The organism is Clostridium sp. KNHs214 (genome assembly GCF_000744935.1).
Lineage (GTDB): Bacteria > Bacillota > Clostridia > Clostridiales > Clostridiaceae > Haloimpatiens.
The window spans coordinates 1,256,390-1,269,286 of record NZ_JQMW01000011.1; the positions used below are offsets into that span (position 1 = coordinate 1,256,390).

The following is a 12,897-nucleotide window of genomic DNA, read 5'->3' on the forward strand; positions in this document are numbered from 1 at the left end:
ATAAGAAAAGCATATGTAAGGCGTTAATATTATAGATAGGGACATATTGTATATTTTGAAAATATTCTAGGAGATGATATAAATGAGATTTTTAATTGATTCAGCAAATATAGACCAAATAAATGAGGCAATAAAAATGGGGGTAGCTGGAGTTACAGCAAATCCGCCTATGTATGTTAAAGAAAAGGTCAATTTCTATTCTTTTATACAGCACATAAGAAAATGTACTGCTGGAATTGTAACTGCTGAGGTTATGGAAAATAGCATAGATAAAATGCTTAAGGATGCAGAAAGAATAACTGAAATATCTAAGGATATAGTTATTAAGGTCAATTTTTCTTCAAGGGGATTAGAATTCGTTAAAAAGCTTAATAAAATGGGTATAAAAACTGCTATGACACTTGTATTTTCAGTAAGTCAAGCAATGTTAGCAATTGAAGCAGGAGCGGACTATATATTCTTCTTTATTGGTAGAAATGAAAATATAGGAGTGGATGGCTTAAAAACTCTTAAATGTATTTGCAGCATAACAAAGGAAAAGGAATATAAGACTAAAATTGTAGCAGCAAGCATTAAAAATCCTTATCATGTAGAAGAAGCTGCTAGGTGTGGAGCTGATTATGCAGCAATCCCATATGACATGTTAAATAAGGTGTGTTATAACAGTTTGACTGAAGAAGGTGCAGCAGACTTTACTAAAGCTTGGGAAAAGCTAGAAGTATAAGGAAGTTCTATAATTTTGTAAGCATAAGAAGTTATATATTTTAATATTACTATGTTACCATTGCACAAAACGCTTAAAATAAAAACCCATAAGAAATTATATGTAAAGACGGAGCTGTGGCACTAAAAATAAATACTACAATATATTGTACTAGATTTAAATTTTTAAGACAGTATATTGTATGTAAATTATTTAATGCGGCAGCCCCGTTTTTATACGTTTATGGTTTACAGTTTATATATTTATAAGTTTAATTTTAGTTTATTAAATCTACTTAAAAACATCTGGATTTTTTCAAATATTTTATCTGAGCCAGTTTTAAGCTTGGATTCAATATTAATTGGAAGTACAGGGTCATGAAGGGACATTCTTATAAGGCACCATCCTGATTCATCACTGTTGCTGCAATTTACACGAACTCCCTCATAACTGTTTGGAGCAATGCTCCAGCCTGAGGTATTAGTTACAAACTCTTTAAAGGCATCAAGTACTTTTGTGCCATATTCAATAAAATTATTTTCCTCTATTTTAATTCTTATTTCCTTTGAAGAAATTGGTTCTTCTAGGGAGTCTATAAGACTGTGAAGAGACTTATTTTCCTTTCTAAGTTGAGCCATAGTAATTAGAATTTTCACTATTAAATATGCTCCATCATCAAGAAAATAATTTTCTTTTAGTGCAGCATGACCACTTGTTTCAATTGCAAGATGAGATTCCTCACCGGTCTTATTTAATCTTATTGACTCATTTATAACATTCTTGTATCCTCTTTTGAATCTATGATGGGTTCCGCCAATGGATTCAATATATAGAGATAACTCATCTGAGGTAACTGAATCTGTAACTATTGTTGTTCCTGGATATTCTTTAAGGACTATGTTAGATATAAGTGCTATAAGCCTGTTTCTATTTATTATTTCTCCATTCGAATCAACAATAGCAGCTCTGTCCACGTCAGTATCGAATATTATACCAAGATCAGCTTTATTATGAAGAACACACTTTTTAATTGATAGCATTGCATCCTTATCCTCTGGGTTTGGGATATGGTTTGGAAATGTTCCATCTGGATTTAAAAATTGGCTTCCAGTTACATCCGCTCCAAGAGGTACAAGTACCTTTTCAACGAAGAAACCTCCTGAGCCATTTCCAGCATCAACCACAATCTTTGTGTTAAGTAAAGGCTTCTCATCTTCTGTTGCCAATCTTATTTTTTCTACAAGTATTTTAGAATAGGCATCCATAAGGTTAACTTTACCTATAAGTGTATCACAATTTATTATTTCCCTTGATGCATATTCTGAAGTTGCATATTCCTCTGCAAGTGTCAGTATTTCTTTTACATCTTCTTTTTCAAGAGCGCCATTCTTTGTGAAAAATTTAAGACCGTTTCTATTATATGGAAGATGTGAAGCAGTAATCATTATAGCACCATCAGCTTTGATTTCATCTATTATAGTACTCATGAACATAGCAGGTGTTGAAGCAAGTCCACAATCTAATATTGATGAGTTAGTTAAGCATATACCATCAATAATACCTCTTTTTAATGAATATGCAGACAATCTACTGTCGTTTCCAATAGCTATATTTAACAAAGTCTTACCTGTTTTTTCTTTTAGCCAATTTACAAAGCTTAAGCCTATTAGTGTTGTATGATAGGGGGTTAAATTAATCTTTTCTCCTTCCATTCCTTCAAGGGCGATGCCTCTTACATCGTTACCGTTTTGTAGTGATAAAAAATCGCCTTTCATCAAATCACCTCTTATAATTAAATATTTGGTATGACTTTCTTAAATTATAATATTCATTCACGTGTGCAGTTATAATAATATTTCCCTATTGAAATGGTAACCTGTAACTATGGGGCTAAACTCAGTGTACTCAACGGGTTTAGGTTGTTAAAAAACTACCACAATATAAGGGTAATTTATATACAACGTACAGCCTTGTAAAGGATATTACTAGTTATTATAATAAAAACTATGAAAGATGCAGAAAAGGAGAATGACCATGGAAAATCATATATCAAGAGACAAATCAGAAATTTTTAAGGATTATTTTTTAATAACTATAGGAGGGTTTTTAATGGCCCTTTCTGTAAATATATTTTTAAAAAGATATACATTGGCTCCAGGAGGAATAACGGGATTTTCAGTAGTAATGAATAAGCTTCTTGGAATTCCAATAGATTTTGTTTATTTTGGAGTAAGCATACCACTTCTTGTTTTAGGAATAAAGGCTTTAGGTAAGTCATTTGGTATAAAGACATTATATGTTACTATTGTAAGTCCATTGTTTATTAGAGTAATCCCGGAGATAAATTTGTTTGATAATATAATTCTGTCAGCAATATTAGGAGGATTTCTTGTAGGGACAGGAATAGGAATTGCATTGATTAGAAACTGTACAACAGGTGGAACTGATTTAGCAGCATCTCTATTAAATAAAATGGTTCCAAGGATAAAGATACCTGTTTTTTTATTTATGCTAGATGGACTTGTAGTAATAAGTTCGGGAATTGTAAGTCATGATTTTAAAAATGCCATTTACTCAATGATATCTCTATTAGTAATAATAAAGACCATTGATTTTATGTTAAAGAAGTTTTCAAGAAAGTAGTTTTTTGGCATTAACGCACTTTATGGTAGAGGTGCGTTTTTATTTTTTTGACTTTTTGTTTTTAGGCTTAGGAGTGAGAAATTTTTCTGTTATTACTAATTTGTTAAAGATATTTCTTCTATTTACATTATTAAAAAAAATACATTAATGTTATAATTATACTAATAATTATTTTAGGGGGAATTTCAATGAGTAGTGCATTTATGTGGCTAATAATATTATTGTTAAGTACAATACTATATGTATTGGTAAATAAGGGGAAAAAGCTTAAAATCATTTTTTTTACTGATTGCATAACTATATTTGCCTTATTAGCTTTATTTATCACCCTTTGGTTTAATTTAAATAATGTTAATGAACCTAGATTTGTGACATTTTGGTCATGTACTTTAATTGTAGCTTTAATAATAAATATACTGATAAAAATAAAGATATCTATAAACTTGATTAAACAAGCAAAGGATTAGAAACGATGGACTTTATTAGATGAATAAAGAGGTTTTATCATTCATTTTCAATTTTAAATTGTAATTTTATAATTGCGAAGGTTAAAATTATAATTATAAAAAAGTATTGAAGGGGTGATTTATATGGAACTAAATTTTACGTTGAATTCATTATATATTTGTGTTAAAGACATGAATAGAGCAATTGATTTTTATGAGAAATTACTAGAGCAATCTGTTGAAAAAAGGGATGAAATATTTAGTATTTTTAATATTGATGGTTTTAGATTTTGCCTATTTAATAATAGCAAAGTACAAGAAAAAGTTAATTGGGGAGATAATTGCTTGCCAAGTTTTGAGGTTAATGATATGAGTAAACTAATGGATAGGTTAGAGACACTAAATGCAAAAATTGTTTTTCCTCTAACAAAAATTAATGATAATTTAGTGTTAGAGTTTAAGGATACTGAAGGAAATGACATAGAAGTTTATTGTAGAATTTCATAAGAAAACCTTATATGCATTTTATCTAAGTAGAGATTCTATACTTTTTAAACAATCTATTGATAAAATTAGTAGTTTGAAAGAAATAACAAAGATATTACCAGCACATAATGATTTAGATATACAAGTGAATTTAATTAAGTAAAATTAAGAATGAAAACATTGAATAATTATGGCACATTCAATTGTGGAATAAGATAAATGCAATAAAACAAAACCACATAGCTAAAGAGGCATATACTTTAATATATGTGGTCTGTTGTTTTTATCTAAAGTTTCATTAGCACTGCCTCTACTCTTATGTTTAAGTAGCTTTTCCACTTGGAGCTATTGGCAAAAACTACTTTGATAACTTTTTAAATTATAAAAGATGTTTTATAGTAAGGCATTTACCTTAAATTTGCGTACATCAAAAATGAGATAGAACGTCTCAAATTTTAATTATTTATAAAGAATGATAGTATCTTCGTTTGACCGTACATCGTTATCAATATTATTAAAAGAAAGTGTCATTTCGTTTGAATTTGTAATAATAATTGGGGTAATTAAATTAATACCTTTTTGTTGCATGAAATTTCTGTCTATTTTTAAAATAGGTGTTCCAGCAGTAACCTTTTGTCCAGCAGTAACTAATGAAGTAAATCCTTCACCTTTCAAATTCACAGTATCTAATCCAACGTGAATCAATATTTCCATACCATCATCTGTTTTAAAACCAATTGCATGTTTTGTTTCTGCAACTAATTCGATTAATGCATTTGTTGGAGTATATAATGTTTCACCGGTGGGTACTATAGCTACACCATCGCCCATTAATTTTTTTGAAAATACTTCATCAGGCACATTTTCTAGAGAAACTACTTTACCACTAATTGGTGATTTTATTTCTTTTGACTTTTTAAACAAGTTAAACATGATTTTTCCTCCTAATCAAAAAAGGCATGAGTATGTAAAAACTCATGCCTACTGAAAGTAACACGTTACAAGTATTTTATATTGTAAATCTTCAAATGTCAACACAAAAAAGTGTATTTTTTGTAAATAAAATAATAAAAAATATGTCATTTAAACGTTGACAAAAAAGAAAAACATAAATATAATGAGAAATATAATACAAAATGCTACAAAATATTACTAGTTGTTTAGAAACATATGTAAAAAATAAGTGATAAGTTATATTAGCTTTTCATTTATGGAGGGTCAATATGAAAATTATTAAAGTTTTTAATAATAATATTGTGGCTACTGTTACTAAAGATAAGACCGAAATGGTTGTAACAGGTTCAGGTATTGGGTTTCAAAAGAGAGCTGGAGATGCTATTGATGAAAAGAAGATTGAAAAAAAGTATATCATTGACACTTCCGATAAATATAAGAAAAATCCAATGTTACAAAAGATTTCGTTAGAATATTTAGAAATTTCTCATAAAATCTATGAGAAAGCTTTAAAAGTTGTAGGACCCAAATTAGGAAGTCAGATGGTTATTGCATTAACTGACCATATCTCATTTGCTATTGAGAGAGAGAAGAAAAATATAAAAATTCCTAATTTATTGCTTCCAGAAATACAAACCCTTTATAAACAAGAATATGAAATAGGGTTATGGGCCATTGATTATATTGAGGAAAAAACTGGAGTGAAATTTTCCAAAGATGAAGCAGGATATATTGCAATGCATATTGTAAATTCATCCACTGAAGGAAATAATGGGGTAGCTGAAGAAATTATTAATATAACTAAGGGAATTTTAAATATAATTGAAACAAGTTTTGTACTATCTTTTAACAAAGATGATTATATACGTTTAAATACCCATTTGAAGTACTTAGCAAAACGAATTATAAGTAATGAGTTAATTAAAGACATTTCTATAGATGAAAAATTCTATGAATTTGCTTTACACAAAAATAAAAATATGAAACAATGTATAGAAAGAATAAAAAATTTCATATTTGATAATTATGGATATGAATTGTCTAAACAAGAAATATTTTATGTAATGATTCATATCATAAAAGTTATCGCTTAGGATTGTTACTGAAGAAGGCAAGACCTAGATCAAATGGTATAAGCATACCATTTCGATTTAGGTCTTTATTTTTTAAAAATATATTTTATTTTTTTAAACAAGAAAGGAGAAAAAATATGAAAAACAAAGGTAAAAGAACAGGTTGGCAATTCTTCCAGATGCTAGGTAAAACCTTTATGTTCCCAATAGCATTATTAAGTGTTTCAGGTATGATGCTAGGTTTGGGAGCGGGGCTAACTGATGCTAAAATGATTGAAATGGTTCCATTTTTAGGTAACCCAGTAGTGAATACTTTCTTTAAGTTTTTATTAAGTATGGGTGCTTTTGCATTTAATAATTTAGGTATGATGTTTGCAATGGCTATACCTCTAGGATTATTAAAAGAAGAAAAAGAATTTGGTGCATTTTCTGGTTTTGTCGGATTCATGGCAATGCATTTAGGTACTAATTTTTATTTAACCATAGCAGGAAAACTAGCACCAGTAGATAAAATGCAAGAATTTGGTCAAGCAACTATTTTGGGAATTCAGACTTATAACACTAGTGTATTAGGAGGTATCATCACAGGACTAATCGTATATGCTTTATATCATAAAATTAGTAATTTAAAACTTCCTGAATCATTAGGATTCTATAGTGGTCCCCGTTTAGTACCTATTGCAATGTTATTTGTTATGGGCGGAGTTGGTTTAATAGTACCATTTGTATGGCCTCCATTCTTCTATGCTATAAAAACTTTAGGTCAATGGATATCATCTTCAGGACCAATTGGATATTTTCTATATGCAGCAGCAGAACGTTTAACAATACCATTTGGACTAAATCACTTAGTAACATCAACATTTAGGTTTACTCCTGTAGGTGGTACAGCAATTATTAACGGTCAAGAGTACTACGGAACATTAAATATGTTTATGGCTTATGTAGCAAATAACGAGGTTATTCCTTTAGATCTTGCAGGTAAAATGGAGCAAGGTAAATTAATGATACAGTATGGTTTAGTTGGTGCAGCATTAGCAATGTATCGTTGTGCAAAACCAGAAAGACGTAAGGCAATAAAAGGATTACTTATCTCTGGTGCATTGACTATAGTAGTTGGTGGAATAAGTGAACCATTAGAATTCTTATTTTTATTCGCCTGCTGGCCATTATTCTTAGTACACACATTCTTAAATGGTTTTGCAAATATGGTTCTTCCTTATTTAGGTGTACGTATGGGATTCACAGGAGATATAATTCAGTTCTTTAGCTTTGGAGTATTAAGAGGTGTTAGAACAGGATGGCCTATTGCAGTACTATTTGCAGCATTCTATATGGCGCTTTACTATTTCTTATTCAAATGGGCAATAGTTAAATTTAATATTAAAACTCCAGGTAGAGAAGATGAACCAGTTAGTGTAGAAGAAAATGGATCAAACGATTTGAAAAACCTATCAACCTATAAAGGACAGCAAATGCTTGAAGCTTTAGGTGGAAAAGAAAATATTATCTCTATGGATAACTGTGTAACTAGATTAAGATTAGAATTGAAGGACGTGTCATTAGTCAATGAAGATAAAGTTAAGGCAGCTGGCGGAATAGCAGTGGTTCATCTTGATGAACATTCAATTCAAGTTATTATAGGAACTCAAGTTTACGCACTAAGGAAACAAATTAGTAAAGCAATGGAGATGTAGAAAATATTTATTATTGACAATGAATGGGGTGTAAGTATGGTTGATTTTAATAAAAAATTAGATAGGACAAATACCTATTGTACTCAATGGGATTATGTTGAAGATAGGTTTAATGAAAAGCATTTACTTCCATTCACAATTTCTGATATGGACTTGGAATACCCAGAGGAGATTTCAAAATCATTAACAAAGCGTTTGGAGCATAGGGTTTTGGGATACAGCAGATGGAAACATGAGGACTTCAGAGGCTCTATCTGTGGATGGTATCATCGTAGATTCGAAACTGAAATAAATTCTCAGTGGATTTACTATAGTCCAAGTGTAATTTATTCTGTAAGTAAGTGCTTAGAGTTATTTAGTGAGGAAGGCGATGGAGTATTGTTATTGACACCTTCATATAATGCTTTTTTCGATGTTGTTAAAAATAACAATCGTAAATTAGTTCTATCTTCACTAATAAATAATGATTCATCATATTCAATAGATTTTAAAGATTTTGAGAATAAGTGTAAGGAATCAAAAGTTTTTATATTATGTAATCCACACAATCCGGTTGGAAAAGTATGGAGCGAAAATGATTTAGTAAAGATGGTAGATATTTGTAGAAAATATAATGTGCATATAATATCTGATGATATACACATGGATATTGACTATCATAAAAAAATGACACCTATTTTAAAGATAACAGATACAAAAGATATTCATATTGTAATTTGTAGTTCGCCATCTAAGACGTTTAATACTGCAGCGTTAACTGGATCGTATATAATCATACCAGAAGAAGATATACAACAAAAATTTGAGACTATCACACGATATAGAGATTTCGTGAATTCCCCAGCTATTTTAAGTGTGTTAGCTACAATTACAGCTTATGACGAATGTGAATATTGGGTAGATGAGCTTCTAGAACATCTATATAGAAATTTAAAATTTGTAAAGGAATATTTAGAAAAAAATATACCTGAATTGACTATGAAAATGCCAGATGGCTGTTATTTTGCATGGATAGATTTTAAAAAGCTAAATGTAAGTAGTAAAGAATTTCAAGATGCTTTAATTCATGTTGGAAAAGTAGCAATTATGCCAGGAAGTACTTATGGGGAAGACGGAGAATATTACTTAAGATTCAATGTGGGTTCATCACTTGATAAGGTAAGGGACGGATTGGACAGAGTTTACAAAACAATTCAATATCTAAAAAATACAAGATAGGAGATGAATTTATGGATTTTAAGCAAAATATAATAAAAACAATGAAACGTGAGTCTGAGGCAATCGAAAATTTGATATGTAATTTTAAAGAAGAATATAATGAAGTAGCAGAAATAATTTTTAACTGTAGAGGAAAAGTGATATTCCTAGGGGTTGGGAAGTCTGGACATATTGGAAAAAAGTTAGCAGCGTCTTTTGCTAGTTTAGGAATTCCAAGTTTCTTTGTACATGCTACAGAAAGTGTACATGGAGACTTAGGAATGATAGAAGAAAGAGATATTTTAATTTTAATATCTAATAGTGGAAATACAAGTGAAGTTGTTAATGTAATTCCTTATGTTCGTAAAATAGGTAGTAAAACGATTGCATTCACAGGAAATAAAGATTCTATATTAGCAAAAGAATGTGATTATAAATTAATATACGATAAACCAATTGAGGCTGACGGAAATAATTTAGCTCCAACATCTTCAACCACAGTAGCATTAGTAATTGGTGATGCTATAGCGTGTGCAGTTTCAGAAGCTAAAAACTTTACAAAAGATGATTTTCATAAGTTCCACCCAGGTGGAAGTTTGGGCAAGTCTTTGGAAAATAAAGGAATGTAGATTGATTTCAGTATTTAATCTTTAGAGTAGAAAAACATAAGTAAAGGGATTCACACAAAATCATGGATTTTATGTGAATCCCTTTTATGTAGTTATTTTTAGATTAATAAGGTATATAAAAAGAAATAACAAGTCAAAGATGCGGGTATATTTTGTTTCAGACAAAGAATTAGGTTAAGTGGATAGCAGGACTATCGGTGGGTTTTGTTGAACAGGTATGATGCAAAATAAAATAGCATACTTACTTGTTATTTATGTTCATGTACCTTATAGAAAATTTTAAAAAACTCCGTTGCTTATATGGGTGGTAGTTCATATATAGTGATTTTAAATATATAGAAAAAAGTTTAAAAATCCCATAAAGGTCTATTCACTTCCTTAAAATCATCAAGAGAATTTAAATATTCAACTAGAGGCTTGTAGTTTTTCTTAGAACATTTTGAAAGAGCATTCCTGTACAAGTCTTCTGTATCCCAGGATATTATAAATAAAGGTAAATTGTTTTCAAGTAATTGCTTTAATATTAAAAACCGCTCTACTCTTCCGTTGCCATCTTGGAATGGATGAATGGTTTCAAATATAAAGTGGAATTTTGCTATGATATCTAAATTTATTTCGTTATTTTCATAATACCATGATATAAGATTTTCTAATTTATACTCAACTTCATAAGGTGGGGCTAACTTCAGATTGGTACCCAAAATAGTATTAGGTATTTTTTTGAATACACCGGAGAAACCTCGTTCATAATCTGTTGTATTGTGCTTTAGCATGCTATGTAAATATTTTATGTATTTCATATCAAGTTTTTTACCAATAGTTTCTATAATGTAATCAAACACGTAGGAAGAGTTTACTGTTTCTTGAATATCATCTAGGGTATGCTTTCCTTCAACTACGTTTTTATCAAGTAAAAGTGCAAGGGATTCTGTAGTAAAGGTACTTCCTTCTATTTTATTTGAATGATATAAGAACTCATGTCTAAGTTTATAGTAAATTGAGTTTTTTACATCCTTGAATGCTTTTATATTCTTTATAAATTTATCCAATTTAATCCACTCCCTATATTTATTATATATATTATATATCACTACATATAATACTTCCAACATTATTCAATAGTTATCATTTACCATATTGTCTTATTAATTCAATAAATATTATTTTAGCATTACACTGAAATGTTATGTAAGTTTAACTTAAATAATAAAGTTGTGATATATAAAAAATATGGTATAGTATAAATGAAAAAAAAGAAAAAATAGCATAAGACCATAAGTGGATAAAGCATATGTATGTAATAACATTAGAATTGATACAAATAATATAAAGGGAGATGAATTATTATGAAACCAAAAGTAGCTTTTATATGTGTTCACAATTCTTGCAGATCTCAAATAGCAGAGGCATTAGGAAAGTTATTTGCTTCGGATGTTTTTCAGTCGTATTCTGCAGGTACAGAAACAAAACCCTTAATTAATCAGGACGCTGTAAGAATAATAAAAAAACTATACGGAATAGATATGAATCAAACTCAATTTTCAAAACTACTTACGGACATACCATCAGTTGATATTGCTATAAAAATGGGATGTAATGTTGTTTGTCCATTTTTACCAGCAAAACATACAGAGGATTGGGGATTAGAGGATCCAACGGGTAAGAGTGATGAAGAGTTCATTAAAACGGCAAAAATTATTGAAGAAAAAATTAAGGATTTAGCAAATAGAATTAAAAATGATGAAATAAAGCAGTGGCTATAGCATTGTTTGGATTAAATAAAAATATTATTATTAAAAATCGATAAAGTATTGACAGAAAACTAACTTAGAAGTATTATAACTATATAAGTATTTAGTTATATAGTTATGTGATTATATATTTATACAAATGAAATTTACGATTCAAATCAGAATGAAGAATTCTATATGTGTAGGTCTAAAAATATTATAAGGAGCATGTTTTTATGCTAAAAAGGAGGTTTTTTTATGGGAATAATAGGTCAAATATTTAGTTTTCTTAACGCTCAACTTTTGAAAATGACTTGGCTTTATGAGCTTGTAAGATTGCTTGTGGAGAAGGTATTTGGATTGTCAATTAAGGAAAGACTAGGTGGCAGCATACACTTTTTTATATATGATACCATAAAAATTTTCATACTGCTTTCGGTTTTAATATTTATAATATCTTATATCCAAAGTTATTTTCCACCAGAGAGAACAAAGAAAATATTGGGGAATATTAAAGGAATCAAGGGAAATATATTGGGAGCGCTTCTTGGAACTATAACCCCATTTTGTAGCTGCTCTAGTATACCTATATTTATAGGTTTTACATCGGCAGGGCTCCCTCTTGGAATAACTTTTTCATTTTTAATATCGTCACCATTAGTGGATTTAGGGTCATTTATGATACTTATGTCATTCTTTGGAGCTAAAATAGCCATAGCATATGTAGTGGTGGGACTTGTACTTGCAGTGGTTGGTGGAACAATTATTGATAAATTAGGGATGGAAGAGTATATAGAGGGTTATGTTAAAGAAATAGGGAATGTAGATGCTGAAGTAGTTGAATTAAACCGCAAAGAAAGAATATCTTATGCTAAAGGGCAAGTTTCGGATATAATTCATAAAGTTTGGTTATATGTTTTTATAGGGGTAGGTATTGGAGCTGCAATTCACAACTGGATACCTCAATCTGTAATAGAAAATGTAGTTGGTAGTAAAAATCCATTCGCAGTAATACTTGCCACAGTGGTTGGAATTCCAATGTATGCAGATATATTTGGAACTATTCCAATAGCAGAAGCATTGTTTGCCAAAGGCGTAGGTATAGGAACTATATTATCATTTATGATGGCTGTAACAGCACTTTCTCTACCATCAATGATTATGCTTAGCAAAGTTGTAAAGCGCAAGTTATTGTATGTGTTTGTAACAATAGTTGCCATAGGAATAATAATAATAGGATATTCATTTAATATATACTCATATATTTTTGTGTAAATAATGGAGTTCCATCAGCAGAAGAAATAAAAATATTTGTAATTTTAATGGGGCCTACTAAGGG

13 protein-coding genes are annotated in these 12,897 nt (G+C 29.8%); 10 read left to right on the forward strand and 3 right to left on the reverse strand.

Going from position 1 to position 12,897, the window contains the following annotated elements:
* Positions 1-82 precede the first annotated feature (82 nt).
* Positions 83-724 (forward strand): transaldolase family protein, encoded by a 642-nt coding sequence (locus CC89_RS14450; protein ID WP_035293253.1) that lies wholly within the window; start codon positions 83-85, stop codon positions 722-724.
* Between the two features lie 242 nt (positions 725-966).
* Here CC89_RS14450 and CC89_RS14455 read toward each other — a convergent pair whose 3' ends face one another.
* Complete coding sequence (locus CC89_RS14455; protein ID WP_035293255.1) at positions 967-2,478, reverse strand: phosphohexomutase domain-containing protein; 1,512 nt, start codon at positions 2,476-2,478, stop codon at positions 967-969.
* 259 nt (positions 2,479-2,737) lie between these two features.
* Between CC89_RS14455 and CC89_RS14460 the strand changes: the two genes are divergently transcribed.
* From CC89_RS14460 to CC89_RS14470, 3 genes are all read left to right on the forward strand, one after another.
* Entirely contained in the window at positions 2,738-3,346 is a 609-nt protein-coding gene (locus tag CC89_RS14460) for a YitT family protein (RefSeq protein ID WP_051931808.1), read from the forward strand.
* 188 nt (positions 3,347-3,534) lie between these two features.
* Complete coding sequence (locus CC89_RS14465; protein ID WP_035293260.1) at positions 3,535-3,813, forward strand: hypothetical protein; 279 nt, start codon at positions 3,535-3,537, stop codon at positions 3,811-3,813.
* Between the two features lie 123 nt (positions 3,814-3,936).
* The gene (locus CC89_RS14470) at positions 3,937-4,299 is read left to right on the forward strand and encodes a VOC family protein (RefSeq protein WP_035293262.1); all 363 of its coding nucleotides are present in this window, start codon (positions 3,937-3,939) and stop codon (positions 4,297-4,299) included.
* A gap of 438 nt (positions 4,300-4,737) precedes the next feature.
* Here the strand turns inward: CC89_RS14470 and CC89_RS14475 are convergent, their stop codons facing one another.
* Positions 4,738-5,211, reverse strand: a complete 474-nt coding sequence (locus CC89_RS14475; protein WP_035293265.1) for a PTS sugar transporter subunit IIA — start codon at positions 5,209-5,211, stop codon at positions 4,738-4,740.
* A gap of 290 nt (positions 5,212-5,501) precedes the next feature.
* On the opposite strand from CC89_RS14475, the gene CC89_RS14480 reads away from it, so the two are divergent.
* The 4 genes from CC89_RS14480 (at position 5,502) to CC89_RS14495 (ending at position 9,828) form a co-directional block, all read left to right on the forward strand.
* The gene (locus tag CC89_RS14480) at positions 5,502-6,326 is read left to right on the forward strand and encodes a PRD domain-containing protein (protein ID WP_035293273.1); all 825 of its coding nucleotides are present in this window, start codon (positions 5,502-5,504) and stop codon (positions 6,324-6,326) included.
* Positions 6,327-6,442: 116 nt separating this feature from the next.
* Positions 6,443-8,002 (forward strand): PTS transporter subunit EIIC, encoded by a 1,560-nt coding sequence (locus tag CC89_RS14485; RefSeq protein WP_035293277.1) that lies wholly within the window; start codon positions 6,443-6,445, stop codon positions 8,000-8,002.
* Positions 8,003-8,038: 36 nt separating this feature from the next.
* Positions 8,039-9,220 carry a MalY/PatB family protein gene (locus tag CC89_RS14490; RefSeq protein WP_035293278.1) on the forward strand — a complete coding sequence of 394 codons (1,182 nt, stop codon included), beginning with the start codon at positions 8,039-8,041 and terminating at the stop codon, positions 9,218-9,220.
* A gap of 11 nt (positions 9,221-9,231) precedes the next feature.
* The gene (locus CC89_RS14495; RefSeq protein WP_035293281.1) at positions 9,232-9,828 is read left to right on the forward strand and encodes a KpsF/GutQ family sugar-phosphate isomerase; all 597 of its coding nucleotides are present in this window, start codon (positions 9,232-9,234) and stop codon (positions 9,826-9,828) included.
* A 347-nt stretch (positions 9,829-10,175) separates the two neighbouring features.
* Here the strand turns inward: CC89_RS14495 and CC89_RS14500 are convergent, their stop codons facing one another.
* A complete protein-coding gene (locus CC89_RS14500) occupies positions 10,176-10,877 on the reverse strand; it encodes a Fic family protein (RefSeq protein ID WP_051931810.1) in 702 nt (233 codons plus the stop codon).
* Positions 10,878-11,174: 297 nt separating this feature from the next.
* On the opposite strand from CC89_RS14500, the gene CC89_RS14505 reads away from it, so the two are divergent.
* Both CC89_RS14505 and CC89_RS14510 read left to right on the forward strand, forming a co-directional pair.
* Positions 11,175-11,591 (forward strand): arsenate reductase ArsC, encoded by a 417-nt coding sequence (locus CC89_RS14505; protein ID WP_035293284.1) that lies wholly within the window; start codon positions 11,175-11,177, stop codon positions 11,589-11,591.
* A 225-nt stretch (positions 11,592-11,816) separates the two neighbouring features.
* Positions 11,817-12,833, forward strand: coding sequence for a permease (locus tag CC89_RS14510; protein WP_035293287.1), 1,017 nt, complete (start codon positions 11,817-11,819; stop codon positions 12,831-12,833).
* Positions 12,834-12,897 lie beyond the last annotated feature (64 nt).

What these genes read in the sequence shown, in the direction of transcription:
- CC89_RS14460 (WP_051931808.1), top strand. Translation starts at nt 2,738, where the DNA reads ATGGAAAATCATATATCAAGAGACAAATCAGAAATTTTTAAGGATTAT.
- CC89_RS14465 (WP_035293260.1), top strand. Translation starts at nt 3,535, where the DNA reads ATGAGTAGTGCATTTATGTGGCTAATAATATTATTGTTAAGTACAATA.
- CC89_RS14450 (WP_035293253.1), top strand. Translation starts at nt 83, where the DNA reads ATGAGATTTTTAATTGATTCAGCAAATATAGACCAAATAAATGAGGCA.
- CC89_RS14455 (WP_035293255.1), bottom strand. Translation starts at nt 2,478, where the DNA reads ATGAAAGGCGATTTTTTATCACTACAAAACGGTAACGATGTAAGAGGC.
- CC89_RS14475 (WP_035293265.1), bottom strand. Translation starts at nt 5,211, where the DNA reads ATGTTTAACTTGTTTAAAAAGTCAAAAGAAATAAAATCACCAATTAGT.
- CC89_RS14505 (WP_035293284.1), top strand. Translation starts at nt 11,175, where the DNA reads ATGAAACCAAAAGTAGCTTTTATATGTGTTCACAATTCTTGCAGATCT.
- CC89_RS14490 (WP_035293278.1), top strand. Translation starts at nt 8,039, where the DNA reads ATGGTTGATTTTAATAAAAAATTAGATAGGACAAATACCTATTGTACT.
- CC89_RS14495 (WP_035293281.1), top strand. Translation starts at nt 9,232, where the DNA reads ATGGATTTTAAGCAAAATATAATAAAAACAATGAAACGTGAGTCTGAG.
- CC89_RS14470 (WP_035293262.1), top strand. Translation starts at nt 3,937, where the DNA reads ATGGAACTAAATTTTACGTTGAATTCATTATATATTTGTGTTAAAGAC.
- CC89_RS14480 (WP_035293273.1), top strand. Translation starts at nt 5,502, where the DNA reads ATGAAAATTATTAAAGTTTTTAATAATAATATTGTGGCTACTGTTACT.
- CC89_RS14485 (WP_035293277.1), top strand. Translation starts at nt 6,443, where the DNA reads ATGAAAAACAAAGGTAAAAGAACAGGTTGGCAATTCTTCCAGATGCTA.
- CC89_RS14510 (WP_035293287.1), top strand. Translation starts at nt 11,817, where the DNA reads ATGGGAATAATAGGTCAAATATTTAGTTTTCTTAACGCTCAACTTTTG.